The sequence below is a fragment of the Lentzea xerophila genome (assembly GCF_051094245.1).
In the GTDB taxonomy this organism is placed as follows: domain Bacteria; phylum Actinomycetota; class Actinomycetes; order Mycobacteriales; family Pseudonocardiaceae; genus Lentzea; species Lentzea xerophila.
In genome coordinates this window covers 1,031,254-1,048,932 of sequence record NZ_CP194934.1, presented here as the reverse complement: position 1 = coordinate 1,048,932, position 17,679 = coordinate 1,031,254, and the positions used below count along the sequence as shown (strand labels likewise).

At 70.0% G+C, this 17,679-nt stretch carries 16 protein-coding genes; all 16 read right to left on the bottom strand.

From position 1 onward, the window contains the following. Positions 1 to 108: 108 nt before the first annotated feature. Complete coding sequence (locus ACRSBM_RS05200) at positions 109 to 546, bottom strand: hypothetical protein (RefSeq protein WP_434440225.1); 438 nt, start codon at positions 544 to 546, stop codon at positions 109 to 111. Then, positions 543 to 1,280: a 4-hydroxy-tetrahydrodipicolinate reductase gene (dapB, locus tag ACRSBM_RS05195; protein ID WP_434440223.1), complete on the bottom strand. Its 738-nt coding sequence runs from the start codon at positions 1,278 to 1,280 to the stop codon at positions 543 to 545. Before dapB ends, ACRSBM_RS05200 begins: the two co-directional genes overlap by 4 nt. Continuing rightward, the gene (locus tag ACRSBM_RS05190; protein ID WP_434440222.1) at positions 1,277 to 2,569 is read right to left on the bottom strand and encodes a M16 family metallopeptidase; all 1,293 of its coding nucleotides are present in this window, start codon (positions 2,567 to 2,569) and stop codon (positions 1,277 to 1,279) included. The genes dapB and ACRSBM_RS05190 overlap by 4 nt, the downstream gene beginning before the upstream one ends. Positions 2,570 to 2,676: 107 nt before the next feature. Then, a complete protein-coding gene (locus tag ACRSBM_RS05185; protein ID WP_434440221.1) occupies positions 2,677 to 4,929 on the bottom strand; it encodes a polyribonucleotide nucleotidyltransferase in 2,253 nt (750 codons plus the stop codon). Positions 4,930 to 5,173: 244 nt separating this feature from the next. After that, entirely contained in the window at positions 5,174 to 5,443 is a 270-nt protein-coding gene (gene rpsO / locus ACRSBM_RS05180) for a 30S ribosomal protein S15 (protein ID WP_030471762.1), read from the bottom strand. A 128-nt stretch (positions 5,444 to 5,571) separates the two neighbouring features. Further along, positions 5,572 to 6,018, bottom strand: a complete 447-nt coding sequence (locus ACRSBM_RS05175; protein ID WP_434440219.1) for a 2'-5' RNA ligase family protein — start codon at positions 6,016 to 6,018, stop codon at positions 5,572 to 5,574. Continuing rightward, positions 6,015 to 6,494, bottom strand: a complete 480-nt coding sequence (locus tag ACRSBM_RS05170; protein ID WP_434452972.1) for a helix-turn-helix domain-containing protein — start codon at positions 6,492 to 6,494, stop codon at positions 6,015 to 6,017. The genes ACRSBM_RS05175 and ACRSBM_RS05170 overlap by 4 nt, the downstream gene beginning before the upstream one ends. 84 nt (positions 6,495 to 6,578) lie before the next feature. Further along, positions 6,579 to 7,511, bottom strand: coding sequence for a bifunctional riboflavin kinase/FAD synthetase (locus ACRSBM_RS05165; protein ID WP_434440217.1), 933 nt, complete (start codon positions 7,509 to 7,511; stop codon positions 6,579 to 6,581). A gap of 61 nt (positions 7,512 to 7,572) precedes the next feature. Then, positions 7,573 to 8,460: a tRNA pseudouridine(55) synthase TruB gene (gene truB / locus ACRSBM_RS05160; protein WP_434440215.1), complete on the bottom strand. Its 888-nt coding sequence runs from the start codon at positions 8,458 to 8,460 to the stop codon at positions 7,573 to 7,575. Between the two features lie 11 nt (positions 8,461 to 8,471). Next, on the bottom strand, positions 8,472 to 9,797 hold the full coding sequence (locus tag ACRSBM_RS05155; RefSeq protein WP_434440213.1) for an MFS transporter: 1,326 nt from the start codon (positions 9,795 to 9,797) through the stop codon (positions 8,472 to 8,474). A 109-nt stretch (positions 9,798 to 9,906) separates the two neighbouring features. After that, a complete protein-coding gene (locus tag ACRSBM_RS05150; protein ID WP_434440211.1) occupies positions 9,907 to 11,208 on the bottom strand; it encodes an MATE family efflux transporter in 1,302 nt (433 codons plus the stop codon). 50 nt (positions 11,209 to 11,258) lie between these two features. Continuing rightward, complete coding sequence (locus tag ACRSBM_RS05145; protein ID WP_434440209.1) at positions 11,259 to 12,392, bottom strand: ROK family protein; 1,134 nt, start codon at positions 12,390 to 12,392, stop codon at positions 11,259 to 11,261. Beyond that, positions 12,389 to 13,375: a DHH family phosphoesterase gene (locus ACRSBM_RS05140; RefSeq protein WP_434440207.1), complete on the bottom strand. Its 987-nt coding sequence runs from the start codon at positions 13,373 to 13,375 to the stop codon at positions 12,389 to 12,391. Before ACRSBM_RS05140 ends, ACRSBM_RS05145 begins: the two co-directional genes overlap by 4 nt. A gap of 157 nt (positions 13,376 to 13,532) precedes the next feature. Further along, on the bottom strand, positions 13,533 to 13,982 hold the full coding sequence (gene rbfA, locus ACRSBM_RS05135) for a 30S ribosome-binding factor RbfA (RefSeq protein WP_434440205.1): 450 nt from the start codon (positions 13,980 to 13,982) through the stop codon (positions 13,533 to 13,535). A gap of 92 nt (positions 13,983 to 14,074) precedes the next feature. After that, positions 14,075 to 14,371 carry a DUF503 domain-containing protein gene (locus tag ACRSBM_RS05130; protein ID WP_434440204.1) on the bottom strand — a complete coding sequence of 99 codons (297 nt, stop codon included), beginning with the start codon at positions 14,369 to 14,371 and terminating at the stop codon, positions 14,075 to 14,077. Positions 14,372 to 14,442: 71 nt separating this feature from the next. Continuing rightward, entirely contained in the window at positions 14,443 to 17,631 is a 3,189-nt protein-coding gene (infB, locus tag ACRSBM_RS05125) for a translation initiation factor IF-2 (RefSeq protein ID WP_434440202.1), read from the bottom strand. Positions 17,632 to 17,679: the final 48 nt, after the last annotated feature.

Sequence of the window (17,679 nt, the reverse complement as noted above, 5' to 3'; positions counted from 1 at the left end):
TCTGGCGGGTGGGGCGAAGCCGCGCCGTCCCTGGTGCCTGGCGGGTGCCCGCGTGCCGTTGGGCACCCGCCAGGTTCCGATGTCGGCGGGCCCTGGAGCCCGACCAGATCAGGAGTGCAGCTCGATCGCCCTGCGCATGGTCTCGCGCGCCCGCCCGCGGTCCCCCGCGACGTCGTAGGCGTAGGCCAGCCGGAACCAGGCCCGCCAGTCCTCGGGCGACGCCTCCACCTCGGCCCGCCGCTCCTCGAACCACGAGTCCGCAGCGGCCCGGTCGACCCGCCCGGACGGGCGGCGCGGCAGGTGCGAGACGTCCGGCATCAGGCCGTCCGCGTCGAGCTCGCGGGCCATCTTCTCGGTCTCCCACCCGAACCGCAGGTTCGAGTACACGAGCCACACACCGAGCAGCGGCAGGATCAGCACGCCCACGCCGAGCAGCACGCCGACGAACTCGCCGGTCTGCAGCAAAGCCACAGCCCGGCCGGCCAGCAGGACGAAGTAGACCGCGAGAGCCGCGATCAGCAGCCCGACGGTGACCCTGACCTTCACAGGTCCAGGTACTTGTCGAGGCCGACAGCGAGCCCGGGACGACCGACGATCTCGCGCACGCCCAGCACGACGCCCGGCATGAACGACGTGCGGTGCAACGAGTCCTGGCGGATCGTCAGGGTCTCGCTCTCGCCGCCGAACACGACCTCCTGGTGCGCGATCATCCCGGAGATCCGCAGCGAGTGGACCCGCACACCGTCGACCTGAGCACCGCGCGCGCCAGGCTCCTCCTGCGTGGTCGCGTCGGGCATCGGGTCCATCCCGGATCGGGCAGCCGCGATCAGCCGCGCGGTGTGCGCCGCCGTGCCCGAGGGCGCGTCCGCCTTGCGCGGGTGGTGCAGCTCGATGATCTCGGCCGACTCGTAGTAGCGGGCCGCGATCTCCGAGAAACGCATCAGCAGGACAGCGCCGATGCCGAAGTTCGGCGCCACCAGCACACCGACCTCGGAACGACCCTCCAACAACCGTTCCACTGCGGCGAGCTTCTCGGCGTCGAACCCAGAAGTGCCGACCACGCAATGGATCCCGGCGGCGATGCAGAACTCCAGGTTCCCCATCACGACGTCGGGGTGCGTGAAGTCGACGACGACCTGTGCGTCGGCGTCCACGAGCGCCTGCAACGGGTCGTCGGCGTCGATGGCCGCCACGACCTCCATGTCCTTCGCGGCCTCGACCGCGCGGACCACCTCGGAACCCATGCGGCCCCGCGCGCCGAGAACTCCGACGCGAATCATGCAATCACCTCGTGTACCTGGTCCGGCAGATCGTCGGCGTGATCGTAGGGGCCGACCACCGCCGCGGCGACGGGTCGGCGCAGCAGATCACGTGCGAGCAGCGCCACTTCGTCGGACGACACGGCGTCGATGCGCGCGAGAGTCGCCTCGACGCTCAGGTGGTCGCCGTAGTTCAGTTCGGACTTGCCGATGCGCGACATGCGGGAACTGGTGTCCTCCAGGCCCAGCACGAGAGCGCCGCGCAGCTGTCCCTTGCCGCGCGCCACTTCCGCGTCGGAGAGGCCGCCGCGCGCGACGTCCACGAGCACCTCGCGGATGACGCCGGCGGTCTCGCCCAGCCGATCGGGCTGGCAGCCCGCGTAGACGGCGAACGTGCCGGTGTCCGCGTACAGGCCGACGGACGAGTACACCTGGTACGCCAGGCCTCGCCGCTCGCGGACCTCCTGGAACAGCCGGGAGCTCATGCCGCCGCCGACGGCCGCGTTCAACACGTTCAGCGCGAACCGGCGTTCGTCGTGGCGGTCGAGTCCGCGCATGCCGAGCATCATGTGCGCCTGCTCGGTGTCGTCGGTGTGCAGCACCAGCTTGCGGGCGTCGGCGATGCGCGCGCGACCCGCTCGTGGCGCGACCGCGCTGCCCTCCCGCGACAGCCGCTCGCCGACCGCCTTGCGCACCAGGCGCATCACGTGCGTGTGCTCGATGTTGCCGGCGACGGAGAACACCATGCGCGGCAACGTGTACCGCTTCTTGTAGAACGAGTAGAGCGCGTCGCGGTCCATGTCCTGAATAGACTTCTCAGAACCGAGAACGGGACGCCCCAACGCATGTCCGCCGAACAACGCCTCGATGAACGCGTCGTGCAGCAGGTCCTCGGGGTCGTCGTCGCGCATCGCGATCTCTTCGAGCACGACACCGCGTTCGGTCTCGAAGTCACGCGGACCGCAGATCGCCTCGAACACCACGTCCGCCACCAGATCCACCGCCAGCGGCAGGTCCTCGTCCAGGACGTGCGCGTAGTAGCAGGTGTGTTCCTTGGCGGTGAACGCGTTCAGCTCGCCGCCGACCGCGTCGATCTCCTCCGCGATGGCCGCCGCCGTACGCCGCGCCGTTCCCTTGAACAGCAGGTGTTCCAGGAAGTGCGCGGCACCCGCGACCTCTGGCCGTTCGTCACGGGACCCGACCTGCACCCACAGCCCGACCGAGGCGGACCGCACGCCCGGGATGCGCTCGGTGACGACCCGCAGGCCCGAGGGCAGCATGCTGCGCCGCACCTCGGACCCCGCGGACATCTCGAGCACCCGCGTGCTGCCCGGCCGCTGGAGGTGGCCCAACCGACCGGTACGCGGACGGCCGCGGGTGGATGCACCCGCGGCCGTCACGTTGTTGTCTGTCGCACTCACTGCGCGGGAGCCGCCTCAGTGGCCTCGGTGGCCTCGACGGCCTCCGGGGCGTCAGCCGGCTTGGCGTCCGCAGCGTCGTCATCGGACACGACGACCAGGCTGATCTTGCCGCGCTGGTCGATGTCGGCGATCTCGACGCGGAGCTTGTCGCCGACCTTGACGACGTCCTCCACCTTCGCGATGCGCTTGCCGTTGCCCAGCTTCGAGATGTGGACGAGGCCGTCCTTGCCGGGCAGCAGCGAGACGAACGCGCCGAACGCGGCCGTCTTCACCACGGTGCCCAGGAAGCGCTCGCCGACCTTCGGCAGCTGCGGGTTCGCGATCGCGTTGATCATGCCGATCGCGGCCTCGGCCGAGGGGCCGTCCGCCGCACCGACGTAGATCGTGCCGTCGTCCTCGATGGAGATGTCGGCACCGGTCTGCTCGGTGATCGAGTTGATCATCTTGCCCTTCGGGCCGATGACCTCGCCGATCTTGTCGGTCGGGATCTTGACCGACGTCACGCGCGGAGCGAAGGCGCTCATCTCGTCCGGGTCGGAGATGGCCTCGGCCATGACCTCCAGGATGGTGTAGCGCGCGTCGCGGGCCTGGCCCAGCGCCGCCGCCAGCACCTCGGACGGGATGCCGTCGAGCTTCGTGTCGAGCTGCAGAGCCGTCACGAACTCCTTGGTGCCCGCGACCTTGAAGTCCATGTCGCCGAACGCGTCCTCGGCACCGAGGATGTCGGTCAGCGCCACGTAACGGGTCTCACCGTCGACCTCGTCGGAGACGAGACCCATCGCGATGCCGGAGACCGGCGCCTTCAGCGGGACACCCGCGTTGAGCAGCGACAGGGTCGACGCGCAGACCGAGCCCATGGACGTCGAGCCGTTGGAGCTCAGCGCCTCGGACACCTGGCGGATCGCATAGGGGAACTCCTCGCGCTTGGGCAGCACGGGCATGATCGCCCGCTCGGCCAGCGCGCCGTGGCCGATCTCGCGGCGCTTCGGCGAACCCACGCGGCCGGTCTCACCGGTCGAGTAGGGCGGGAAGTTGTAGTGGTGCAGGTAGCGCTTGTGCGTCTCGGGAGCCAGCGAGTCGATCTGCTGCTCCATGCGCAGCATGTTCAGCGTGGTGACACCCAGGATCTGGGTCTCGCCGCGCTCGAACAGCGCCGAACCGTGCGTCCTCGGGATCACGGCCACCTCGGCACCGAGGTCACGGATGTCCGTGAGGCCACGGCCGTCGATGCGGACGTTGTCGCGCAGGATGCGCTGGCGCACGAGCTTCTTGGTCAGCGAGCGGAACGCGGCGCCGACCTCCTTCTCGCGACCCTCGAACTGCTCGGCCAGCTTCTCCAGCGTGGCGGCCTTGACCTCGTCGAGCTTGGACTCGCGCTCGGCCTTGCCCGCGATGGTCAGCGCCTGGGCGAGCTCACCGGAAGCGGACGCCTCGACGGCCTCGAACGCGTCGGCCTGGTAGGCCGGGTACGTCGGGTACTCGCCGGTGGCCTTCGCGGCGACCTGGGCGAGCTGCGCCTGGGCCTCGCAGAGGACCTTGATGAACGGCTTGGCGGCCTCGAGACCGGCGGCCACGACCTCTTCGGTCGGGGCGGTGGCACCCTCGGCGATCATGTCGATCACGTTGTCGGTGGCCTCGGCCTCGACCATCATGATCGCGACGTCGCCGGAGGAGACCACGCGGCCCGCGACGACCATGTCGAACACGGCCTTCTCGAGCTGCTCGTAGGTCGGGAACGCGACCCACTGGCCCTCGATGAGCGCCACGCGGACGCCACCGATCGGGCCGGAGAACGGCAGGCCCGCGAGCTGCGTCGACGCGGACGCGGCGTTGATCGCCACGACGTCGTACAGGTCCTTCGGGTTCAGGCTCATCACCGTGATGACGACCTGGATCTCGTTGCGCAGGCCGTCCACGAAGGACGGGCGCAGCGGACGGTCGATCAGGCGGCAGGTGAGGATGGCGTCCGTGCTCGGACGGCCCTCACGCCGGAAGAAGGAGCCGGGGATGCGGCCCGCGGCGTACATGCGCTCCTCGACGTCCACCGTGAGGGGGAAGAAGTCGAAGTGCTCCTTGGGGTGCTTCGACGCCGTCGTGGCGCTCAGAAGCATGGTTTCGTCGTCCAGGTACGCCACCACACTGCCCGCGGCCTGACGCGCGAGGCGCCCGGTCTCGAAGCGGATGGAGCGCGAGCCGAACTTGCCGTTGTCGATAACGGCAGTCGCCTCGTGGACCTCGATGTCCGTCATTTACTTGTTACTCCTCGTCTTTTGGACTCCGCACACGCGATTTGACGAGGCCGGTCTTCGATCGAAGTCCCCTGGGCACTGCCAACACTTTCTTGGCAACCAGGAGGCCACTACCGAGGACCGGCGCGGAAACTTGCTTCGCGCGACGCGGGTCCTGTTCGTTCCTCTTTGCAACCAGGGCTCTGTATACACCCGGTTGTACGCCGAGGGGGAGTGACCGGCGGTCACTCCCCCTCGGCAAGTATCACCTGCGCAGACCGAGGCGCTGGATCAGCGCGCGGTAGCGGTTGATGTCCACCTTGGTCAGGTAGTTCAGCAGACGGCGGCGACGGCCGACCATCAGCAGAAGACCACGGCGGGAGTGGTGGTCGTGCTTGTGCTGCTTCAGGTGCTCCGTGAGGTCGGCGATGCGCTTGCTCAGCAGAGCCACCTGCGCCTCGGTCGAGCCCGTGTCCGAGTCGTGCAGACCGTACTCACCGAGGATGGACTTCTTCTGCTCCGTGGACAGTGCCACTAGGTACTTCTCCTACTTGTTCAGGTCCGTGCGGCCCCACGCCCGCCGAATTGCTGGCCGGGGGTAGCCGGTACTGGCCGCCACGGACCGCAGCCAGACCCAACTGCGAAGGCTATCAGGCACAGTGCTCAACGGCGCGCTGACGTGCGCAACCCCACCCGGTCGACGGGTGTGTAAACGCCGTCGGCGCTGCTCACGAGCACCGCCTCGAACGGCTGCCACGGACTGCTCAGGAACGCCGGCATCGGCTGTCCCCGGTACCCGTAGGCCACTGTCAGGTGTGCCCGCCAATTGTCGTTCGCACCCGCTGCCCTTGCCAACCGATTTAGGTCGCCGTCTATTCCCGCCCACAGGACCCTGCCGCGGAAGTCGCCGAAGTCCCTGAGCCGGATTTCCGGCACCTCGTGGCCCTCGAGCGCCCGGAAACGTTCCTCATCTACGGTTTCGCCGTGACAGCACAGGGTGACGTGCCACTTCTCCGGCTTCGTCCACTCCAGGTCGAGGCTTCGGTCGAGCACGGCGTCGAGCTCGTCGACCACGTGCGGTGGCGGGTACAGGGCGGTGAAGAACTTCACCTGGTGACGGTACGGATGGCGCGCCGGAACAGCTCGGCGATCGCCGGAAAGTCCTCGTGCAGCAGGTCGGCGGCCTGCTGGAGCTCGGTGCGGTCGGCGACCCTGCGCAGCACCGGGTACGCGACGCTCTCGTCGCCGTTGACCGGCAGCGAGTCGCGGGACACGGTCGGCTTGGACTCGCGCACGTCGTCGAGCGCCCGCTGCAACGCCTCCGGAGCACCGGTCGCCACGTCCGGCGTGAGGATCTTGCGCTCCAGCATGATCATCCGGGCGAGCACCGCCGGGTTGCCGATCTTGGCGCGACGGCCGCTCATCACCTGGCTGAGCATCGGCGCGCTGATCCCGAGCACGTCCGCGAGCTGGGCCTGGGACACGTTGAAGGCGACGACCAGCCGACGCACCCGGTCACCCAGAGGCTCCCCGTACCACTCCCGTTGCAGGGCGAGGTTGCGCTGAACGATCTTGTGGTCCTCCACCTTGGCCTCTCCGGTAGCCGTCACTCTGGGGAGCATCCTGCCAGCACAGAGGCTTGGAGATGCACGTTTCGACTGATCTGACGGTCACGACTCGGTGAGCAGTTCCCTCGTTCGGTCCACATCCCGATGCATTTGTTCGAGCAGGGCCTCGACGGAGTCGTACTTCTCCATCTCGCGCAGCCGCTCGACGAAGTCCACGGCGACGCGCTGCCCGTAGTAGTCCTCGTCCACGTCCAGCACGAACGCCTCGACCCGCCGTTCCCGCCCGGAGAACGTGGGGTTGGTCCCCACCGAGACGGCGGCCTTGAGCGTCTTGCCCTTGGCATCGGTGAACCAGCACGCGTAGATGCCGTCGGCCGGGACGGCCGCGAACTTCGGCGTCGACAGGTTCGCGGTCGGGAACCCCAGGTCCTTGCCCCGCCCGTCGCCCTTGACGACGATCCCCTCGAGCCGGTGCGGCCGGCCCAGCGCCTCCGCCGCCGCCTTCACGTCCCCGGCGTCGATGCACGCGCGGATGTAGGTGGACGAGTACGTCACCTCGTCTGCGGACACCAGATCAGCCCCCTCGGTCACGAATCCGAACCGCTGCCCGAGCTGGCGCAGCAACGAGACGGTACCGGCCGCCTTGTGCCCGAAGCTGAAGTTCTCCCCCACCACGACGGCCGCCGCGTGCAGCTTCTCGACCAGCACCTCGTGCACGAACTCGTCCGCGGGCATCCGGGACGTCTCGAGGCTGAACGGCACCACGACGAAGTGGTCGACGCCCAGCTCCTCGACCAGTTCCGCCCGGCGGCGCAGCGTGGTGAGCTGCGCCGGGTGGCTGCCGGGGCGCACCACCTCGGAGGGGTGCGGGTCGAACGTCATCAGCACGCTCGGCAGGCCGCGCTGCTCCGCGAGCCCGACCGCCCTGCCGATGAGGGCCTGGTGCCCCTTGTGGACACCGTCGAACACGCCGATGGTCACTACGCAGCGGCCCCAGCCGCCGGGAAGGTGATCTAGTCCGCGCCAGCGTTGCACGGTGATCAGCCTACGTCTCCGGCCCGGACCGGTGCCCGCCCACCTCGGCAGACGGGCGGCGTCACCCGGCCGGGCTCAGCACGACCACCGGTTTGCACGCGGTGCCCTCGTCCTTGGCCAGCGCGATGACGTGCCCGTCCGGCCCGAACACCCCGTAGGTCCCCTCGATCCCGCCCGCGCGCAACCGCTGCCCGTGCGAGAGCGCCGAGGCCTCCTGAGGGTCTATCTCGCGGCGCGGGAACGCCGTGGCGACCGCGGCGTCGAGGTCCAGCGACAGGCCCGGCGTCTCCTCCAGCTGGGCGAGGGTCCTGGCCACCCGCAGGTCGAACGGGCCGACCCTGGTGCGCCGCAACGCCCCCAGGTGCCCGCCGACGCCCAGCGCGGCACCGAGGTCGCGGGCCAGCGCGCGGACGTAGGTGCCGGACGAGCACTCGACCATCACGTCGATCAGCACGTTCTTGTCCTCACGGCGCGAGAACAGCACGTCGAACCGATGCACGGTCACCGGCCGTGCGGGGATGTCGACCTGTTCACCGGCACGGACGCGGGCGTACGCGCGCTTGCCGTCGATCTTCACCGCGGACACGGCGGACGGCACCTGCTGGATCGGGCCGGTCAGCTTCGCGATCTCGGCGGCGATCGCGTCGTCGGTCACGTCAGAGGCGTCCACAGTGGACAAGATCTCGCCCTCGGCGTCGTCCGTGGTGGTGGACGCGCCGAGCACGATCGCCGCCAAGTAGGCCTTGCTGTCCAGGGCGAGATGGCCGAGGAGCTTCGTCGCGCGCTCGATGCCGAGCACGAGCACGCCGGTCGCCATCGGGTCGAGCGTGCCGGCGTGCCCGACCTTGCGGGTGCCGAGGATCCTGCGCACACGCGCCACCACGTCGTGCGAGGTCATGCCGTCCGGCTTGTCGACGACGACCAGGCCCGGTGCAACAGAGGGTTTCACGGCGGAGAAGCTTAAGCGACGCGCAGAGCGTCCCAGCGGCGGCGCCGCAACTGCACCGGCACCGTCTCACCACGCGCCTCCGCCTCGAACACCGCCGCACGCGCACGCCGCCACCACACGAGCATCCGCCACCCGCCCAGCACGAGCACCAGCACGCAGAAGCTCAACGCGACGCGGAACGCCGTGGCAGGTGCCAGCACGCCCTCGACGAGGTCCAGCAGCACGCCGACACCCAGCGCGGCCACGGTCACCGCGAGGAAGCCGCCGACGTTGACCAGGCCACTCGCGGTGGACTGGCGGTGCGACGGGTTGTAGTCGCGCGCCAGCGCGAACGCCACGCCCGAGATCGGCCCGCCGACGGTCAGCACGACGAACACCACGGCGATGACCGGCACCGGCACGTGCCCGCCCGGCCACAGCAGCAGCACGGCCCACCCCGCCAGCGCGAACGCCAGGAAGCCGCCCGCGATCGGCATGCGCCACTCGGGGTTGCGCGAGAACAGCCCGCCGATGATCGGGCTGGCCACGATCGAGCCGACGACGAGCAGCCCGAGCGTGGAGGACGCCGCCTTCGCGGACATGCCCTGCGCTTGCACGAGGTACGGGTAGCCCCACAGCAGGCCGATCACGGCCGGCGTCGACATGGTGGTGAAGTGCGCCCAGAACCCGAGCCGGGTGCCGGGCACGCTCCACGCCTGCCGGACCTTCGGCCAGATCTTCCTGAACGGCACGACTTCCGGCTTCGGCGCGACGAACCCGGTGGGCACGTCCCGCACCCGCAGGAACGCGACGGCCGAGTACAGCGCGGTGACGCCGCCGGCGACGAGGAACGCCCACGTCCACCCGATCGAGCCGAGCATGAGCGTCAGCGGCACGGTGGCGACGAGGTTGCCGACACCGCCCAGCGCGGCCGTGACCGCGACGACGAGCGAGTACTGGCGTGGCGGGAAGTGCGTCGCGACCAGGCGGATCACGCTGATGAACGTCATCGCGTCACCCATGCCCAGCACGGCTCGCGCGACGAGGCCGAGCCCGTAGGAGTCGGCGACGGCGAAGAGCACCTGGCCGGTACCCATGAGCAACGCGGCGACGGTGAGGACCTTGCGCGGGCCGTAGCGGTCCACGAGCAGGCCGGTGGGGATCTGCATCAGGGCGTAGACGCCGATCTGCAGCACGGTGAAGATTCCGAGCTGCGCGGGTCCGAGCCCGAAGCGTTCGCTCGCCTCCAGCCCGGCCACGCCGAGCGTGGTGCGGTGGAAGACGGCGGCGAAGTAGACGAAGACGGCGGTGGTCCAGATCAGCCACGAGGTTCGGGTGGCGCGATCGACCGGCGGCACGGCGGCACTCTCCCAGGTCGGAGGCAGGCAGACATTAGTTACATCGCCTAAACAACCTTCTTGGTAACGATTTCATGCCGTGAGGTCGGACACAGCATTCGTCAGCGATCTATCTGACCGCACCTTCGACCGCCCAGTCCCCCGACCGCGCGCGCCACACCACAGCCGCGAGCCGCAGCACCATGAACGCCGACAGCCCCGTCCAGATGCCCGCGAGCCCCCACCCGAACGCGTACGAGGCCCACACCAGCGGGAGGAACCCGATCACCGCGGATCCGAGCGTCGCCGTCCGCATGAACTTCACGTCACCGGCGCCCAGCAGCACTCCGTCCAACGCGAACACCACACCCGCGATCGGTTGCAGCGCAACGAAGAACCACCACGCGTTCGGGACCTCGGCCAGCACACCGGCGTCCGTCGTGAACGCCCGCGGCAGCACGGTGAACAGCGCCGCGAACACGACGCCGAGCCCGATGCCGAACACCAGCCCGTACCGCGTGATCTGCCACGCGAGCTTCTCCGCCTGCCTGCGCTTCGACGCCCCCAACGCCGCGCCGACCAGGGACTGGGCCGCGATCGCCAGCGAGTCGAGTACGAGCGCGAGGAGCGTCCACAGCTGCAACACGATCTGATGCGCACCCAGCGCACCAACGGACGTGCGTGCCGCAACGGAAGCCGCGCTGATGAAGCACGCCTGGAACGCCAAGCTCCGCAGCACCAGGTCACGGCCCATGCCGAGCTGCGCGCGCATGGCGGGCCACTGCGGCTTCAACGACACGTGCTCCGCGAACAGCGCGCGGAAGAACAACCCGGCCGAGAGCAGCTGCGCCACGACGTTCGCGACCGCGGAGCCCTCAAGCCCCCAGCCCGCGCCGTAGACGAGCGCGGGACACAACACCGCGCTGATGCCGTTGCCGATCAGGATGTACTTCAGGGGCCTTCTGGTCTCCTGGACACCGCGCATCCATCCGTTGCCGGCCATCGTGACGAGGATGAACGGCGCACCGAACAACGCGATGCGCACCCACTCCACCGCCGCGTCCGCCACAGCTCCCGGACCGGCGAGCAGCTCCGCCAACGGGCGTGCGAACAGCTGCCCCAGCAGCACGACGAGCACACCGGCCGCCAACGCCAGCCACGTCGCCTGAACGCCCTCCTCGACGGCCTCCTGGCGCCGCCCAGCCCCGTGCAACCGAGCCGTGCGCGCCGTTGTGCCGTACGACAGGAACGTCAGCTGCGTGGACACCTGCGTCAGCAACACACCGCCGAGCGCCAGCCCGGCCAGTGGCAACGCCCCCAGATGTCCCACGACCGCCGTGTCGACGAGCACGTACAACGGCTCGGCCGCCAGCACCCCCAGGGCGGGCACCGCCAGCCCGATCACCCGCCGAGCGGGAACCCGATCCTCCACCCGTCGAACCTAAGCGCTGACGAGCACGACCGTGCCGTGACGGCGGCCACTCAGGACCGTTGGGGCAGCCCGAACACCTGCTCACGCGCCACGGCGAGCGCCGAGTGCAACGCCCCGGCCCGCACCGGGTTCGCGGTGATCTGCGCCAGGTACACCGGCGTCCGCGGCACCACGAGCTTCAGCAGCTCGACGGCCACGAGGTCGCACAACGTCTCGCCACCCGCGTGCGCCACCGCACCGGACAGCAGCACGAGCTCCGGGTCGAGCACGCACACGACGTTCGCCAGCCCGAGCGCGATCCGGTGCGCCAGCGCCGTGAGGAACGCCTTGCCCTCGGTCCCGGCGGTGAGCGCGTGGGCCACGGCCTCCAGCCCGGACGGCTCCGAGATCCCGTACTCCGCCGCCAGCGCCACGATCGCGTCGCTGTCGACCTGGTCCCCGTAGCGCCCGCCGGGGATCTGCATCGAGTCGATCTCGCCCGCACCGCCCGTGACGCCGCGCAGCAGCACGCCGTTCACCACGACCGCGGACCCGATCTCGTCCGCGGGCCAGAACAGCACGAAGTTCCGCACCCCGACCGCCTTGCCGGAGCTCATCTCCTCCAGCGCGGCGAGGTTGATGTCGTTCTCGATCGACACCGACGTCCCGAGCAGCTCCCGCAACGTCGACGGCAGGTCGACGTCCACCAGCCCCGGCAGGTGCGGCGCGAACCCGAGGTGCCCGGTCGCCGGGTCCACCGCACCCGGCGTCCCGACCACCACGTGCGACAACGCGTCGAGCCGCAACCCGGCCAGCGCGGCCGCCTTCTGCACCGCCTCGCGGAAGACCTGGAGGGTGTTCTCCTTCGGCATCGGCGCACTGTGCTCGGCCAGCAACGACCCGGTGATGTCCGCGATCGCCACGTCGATCAGCTCCGCTGACAACGCCACCGCGGCCACATGCCCCACGGCGCCGTTGACGGCCCACATCTGCGCGCGAGGCCCACGCCCGCCACCACGCAACCCGGTGCGGACGACCATGCCGTCCTCTTCGAGGCGCGCCAGCAACTGAGCCGTGGCGGGCTTGGACAGCCCGATGACCTCTTCCAGCTCGGCCCGGGTCATCGCCCCGCTGCGCAGCAACGTCTCGATGGCGGCCCGGTCGTTGATCTCCCGCAGCAGCCGCGGGCTTCCTGTCCGTGTCATGACCCCACTCGCTCCAACGCGCCCTTGAGCGCGGTGACGACCTGCTCCGCGGACCCGTCGAAGGTGAACCCGGCCGCCAGCCGGTGCCCACCGCCCCCGAGCACCTGCGCCACCTCACGGACGTCGACCCGGCTCACCGCCCGCAGCGACACCGACCAGTACCCCGGCCTGAGCTCCTTCAGCACCGCCGCGACCTCGGCCTCGGAAGCGGAGCGCACGACGTCGATGACGCTCTCCACCTCTTCGCTGCGCACGCCACGTGCGTCCTCAAGGCTCACGACCGCGTGCACGAGCCCCACCCCGCCCGCGGCGTCCTGGTCGAGCTCAGCCTTGGCCAGTACCCGCGACAACATGCCGAGGTACGCGAACGGGTGCGAGTCCATCAACGGACGCGTGACGGCATCCGCGTCCACACCGGTCTCGAGCAGCCGCGCGGCGATCTGGTGAGCCTGGGGCCCGGCCTTCCGGAAACCCCCGGTATCGGTCACCAGCCCGGCATAGAGGCAGCGCGCGATCGGCTCGTCGATCTCGACGTCCATCTCGTCGAGCAACTTGAGCGCGATGAGCGCCGTGGCCTCAGCGTGCTCGTCGATGCAGTGCAACGTCCCGTACCGCGTGTTCGACACGTGGTGGTCAACGACGATGACTGGTCCACGAGCATTCGCGACGCGGTCACCCAACGGCCCCAGCCGCTGCACGCTGCCCGTGTCCATGACGACCAGGAACTCAGGCCGCTCCGGCACCTCGCCGCGATGGACGAGCAGCCCAGCCGTGTCCAGCGTCTTCAGACTCTCGGGCACGGCCTCCGGCTCACCGAAGGCCACCCGCACCGCCACCCCACGCCGGTGCAGCGCAAGCCCTACCGCCAAGGCACTCCCGAGCGTGTCCGCGTCGGGGTTGATGTGACTCAGCAGGGTCACATCGCGGGCGTCGGCCAGCAACCGCGCGGCCTCGGCAATGGTGGTGCTCAAGTCGTCTGCCACAGGGAGACGTTAGCCGCTGATCGTCGCAAAGTGCTCTGCGGCACCCTCAGACAAGGCAGTTTCCATCCGGTTTCGTGCCCGCAGAAGCGCACGCGGGGCGCTTTCGTACCGTCATGCAGTACGAAAGCGCCCCGTGGGCCGAATCAATGCGCTGAGGTCAGTCGTCGTCCTCGTCTTCGCGAGGAGCCTTGTACGGGTCAGCCTCCCCGGCGGGAGAAGCCCCCACCGCCCGCCGAGCCACCTCGGCATCGGCGGCCTGAGCCTGCGCCAGCAACTCGTCCATCTTCCGCGCCGCATCCGGCACGGTGTCGGTCATGAACGTCAGCGTGGGCGTGAACCGCACCCCGGTCTGAGCCCCGACCAGAGACCGCAGCACACCCTTGGCCTTCTCCAGGGCGGCGGCGGCGCCGGCGTAGTCGGGCTCGACGTCCAGTCGCTCACCCAGAACGGTGTAGTAGACGGTCGCGTCGTGCAGGTCGCCGGTCACCTTCGTGTCGGTGATCGTGACCCGGGCCAACCGCGGATCCTTGACCTCGTGCTCGAGCGCAGATGCCACGATCTGCGAGATCCGCTTGGCGAGCTTGCGGGCACGTGCCGTGTCGGCCACGAGCCTCCCCTTCCTAGTCGTCCTCCGGCCCGACGAGACGCGTCCGGGCCCGAAAGGCAATAGGCACAGTGCAGTTCCGGTGAGGGCCGCCGTCATTCATCCTCGGGCCCCACCAGCCTGGTCCGTGCTGAAAGCAGTTCCAGTTCGGGCCGTCCGGCGACCAGCCTTTCACAGCCGGCCAGGACTTCCCTGACATGCGCCGCGTCGGCCGAGACCGCGGCGACACCGATCAACGCGCGCCGATGCAGGTCCTGATGACCGGCCTCGGCGGCGGCAACCTCGAAACGACGGCGGAGTTCGGCCACCACGGGCCGCACCACCGAGCGCTTCTCCTTCAACGAGTGGACGTCACCGAGCAGCACGTCCAGTTCCAGAGCCCCCAAGTACATGGGCAAGATCCTCCAGAAGAAAGGGGTGCGGAGCCACCGGTTAAATGGCTCCGCACCCCCTCATCGACCGACTAGGAGCGCGGCTTCTCGCGCATCTCGAAGGTCTCGATGATGTCTTCCAGCTTGAGGTCGCTGTAGTTGCCGAGCGTGAGACCACACTCGAAACCTTCGCGGACCTCGGTGGCGTCGTCCTTGAACCGCTTGAGCGAGCTGATCGGGAGGTTCTCCGCGATCACCTTGCCGTCACGGAGCAGGCGAGCACGCGCGTTGCGGCGGATCTCGCCCGACAGGACCATGCAACCCGCGATCGTGCCGACCTTGGAGGACTTGAAGACGTCGCGGATCTCGGCGCGGCCGAGCTGGACCTCCTCGTACTCCGGCTTGAGCAGACCCTTGAGGGCGGCCTCGATCTCGTCGATGGCCTGGTAGATGACCGTGTAGTACCGGACATCCACACCCTCGCGGTTCGCGAGCTCGGTCGCCTTGCCCTCGGCCCGGACGTTGAAGCCCAGGACGATGGCGGAGCCGGCCACGGCGAGGTTGATGTCGCCTTCGGTGATGCCACCGACACCGCGGTGGATCACGCGCAGCTCGACGTCGTCGCCGACCTCGATCTTCATGAGCGCGTCCTCGAGGGCCTCGACGGTACCCGAGTTGTCACCCTTGATGATCAAGGTGAGAGCGCTGGTTTCCTTGAGCGCGGCGTCCAGGTCTTCCAGGCTGACGCGCTTGCGCTTCGCCGCGTTGGCGGCGTTGCGGGTGCGGGCCTGACGACGCTCGGCGATCTGGCGGGCGACGCGGTCCTCGTCGACGACGAGGAACGAGTCACCGGCGCGCGGCACCGAGGTCAGACCGATGACCTGCACCGGACGCGACGGGGTCGCGACGGTGACGTCATCGCCGTGCTCGTCGACCATGCGGCGGACGCGACCGTACGCGTCACCCGCGACGATCGAGGAGCCGACGCGGAGCGATCCGCGCTGGACGAGCACGGTGGCGACCGGACCACGACCGCGGTCGAGGTGCGCCTCGATCGCGACACCCTGGGCCTCCATGTCCGGGTTGGCCCGGAGGTCCAGCGAAGCGTCGGCGGTCAACAGGATGGCCTCGAGGAGGCTGTCGATGTTGATGCCCTGCTTGGCCGAGATGTCGACGAACATCGTGTCGCCGCCGTACTCCTCGGCGACCAGGCCGTACTCGGTCAGCTGCTGGCGGATCTTGGAGGGGTTCGCACCCTCCTTGTCGATCTTGTTGACCGCGACCACGATCGGCGCCTGAGCGGCCTGCGCGTGGTTGATCGCCTCCACCGTCTGCGGCATCACGCCGTCGTCGGCGGCGACGACGATGACCGCGATGTCGGTCGCGTTCGCGCCACGGGCACGCATGGCGGTGAACGCCTCGTGACCGGGGGTGTCGATGAAGGTGATGAGCCGCGGGTTGCCCTCGAGCTCGGTTTCCACCTGGTAGGCACCGATGTGCTGGGTGATGCCACCGGCCTCGCCCTCGTGCACCTTCGCCTTGCGGATGGTGTCGAGGAGTCGGGTCTTACCGTGGTCGACGTGACCCATGACGGTCACGACCGGCGGGCGAACCTGCAGGTCGTCCTCGTCACCGGCGTCCTCGCCGTAGGTGATGTCGAACGTCTCGAGCAGCTCGCGGTCCTCCTCCTCGGGGGACACGACCTGCACGACGTAGTTCATCTCGGTGCCGAGCAGCTCCAAGATCTCGTCGGACACCGACTGGGTCGCCGTGACCATCTCGCCCAGGTGGAAGAGCACCTGCACAAGCGACGCCGGGTTGGCGTTGATCTTGTCGGCGAAGTCGGTCAGCGAGGCACCGCGCGGCAGGCGGATCGTCTCGCCCTGCCCCTTGGGCAGGCGGACGCCACCGACCGAAGGCGCCTGCATGTTGTCCATGTACTCCTGGCGCTTCTGCCGCTTGGACTTGCGTCCACGACGCGCCGGACCACCCGGACGACCGAAGGCACCAGCGGTGCCGCCACGACCAGCGCCGCCACCGCCACCGGGACGACCGCGGAAACCGCCGCCACCGGCCGGGGCGCCGCCACCGGCACCGCCGCCACCGCCGGGACGGAAGCCACCGCCACCGCCACCGCCGCCACCGGGACGGAAGCCACCGCCTCCGCCGCCGCCACCGCCGGGACGGAAGCCACCGCCACCGCCACCGCCGCCACCGCCGCGGAAGCCGCCGCCACCACCGCCGCCGCCCCCACCGGGACGACCGCCGCCACCGCCACCGCCGCCGGGACGGCCACCGCCGCCACCGCCGGGACCAGGACGGTTACCGGCCGGACGACCCGGCATCATGCCGGGGTTCGGGCGCGGGGGCATGTTGCCCGGGTTGGGACGAGGACCGCCCTGACCCGGAGCGGGACGCGGACCACCCTGGCCGGGGCCGGGACGGCCGCCACCCTGGGCGGCAGCCGGACGCTGACCACCCTGACCGGGCGCACCACCCGGACGGGGAGTGGCCGGACGCGGGTCGCCGGGCTTCGGGCCGGAGGGGCGGTCGCCGCCCTGCTCCGGACGCGGGCCGGGACGAGGCCCGGGGCGCGGCGAGGGAGCGTTGCCGCCACCGACGCCGAACGGGTTGTTGCCCGGACGCGGGGCACGCGGGCCGGCAGGCTTGGAAGACTGCGGGCGCGGCGGCACCACGGACGGGGACTGGCCACCAGCGGACGCGGCCGGAGCCTCCGGCTGCTGGGGCGCGGGCTGCTGCTGCGGAGCCGGGCGCGGGCCCGGACGCGGACTGCCACCCGGCTTGGTGCCGGGAGCAGGGGCAGCCTTCGGGGCGGCCGGAGCCGACGCGGCGGGTGCCGGTGCGGCGGCCGGAGCCTCGGCCTGCTGAGGTGCGGGCGCCGCGGGAGCCGGAGCCTGCGCGGCAGGAGCTGCCGGAGCGGGCTTGGGCGCGGGCGGACGCGGAGCCGCCGGGCGCGGGCCGGGCATGGCCTTGGGCGCTGCGGCGGGCTTGCTGTCGGTCGCTGCCGGCTTCGACTCCGCCGGGGCGGAGGGGGCGGCAGCTGCGGGTGCGGGTGCCTTGGGCTTCGGGGCTGCCGGCTTGGGGGCCGACGGCTTCGCCTTGGCTTCGTAGGCGTCACGAAGCCGCCGGGCCACGGGGGCCTCGACGGTCGAGGACGCGGACTTCACGTACTCGCCCTGTTCGGCGAGCTTGTTGAGAACTTCCTTGCTCGTAACACCGAGCTCTTTCGCGAGCTCATGTACGCGGGCCTTGCCTGCCACTGCTCTCCTTGGTTGTGAGGCCGGCGGGCAAGTCCCATCGACCTCGTC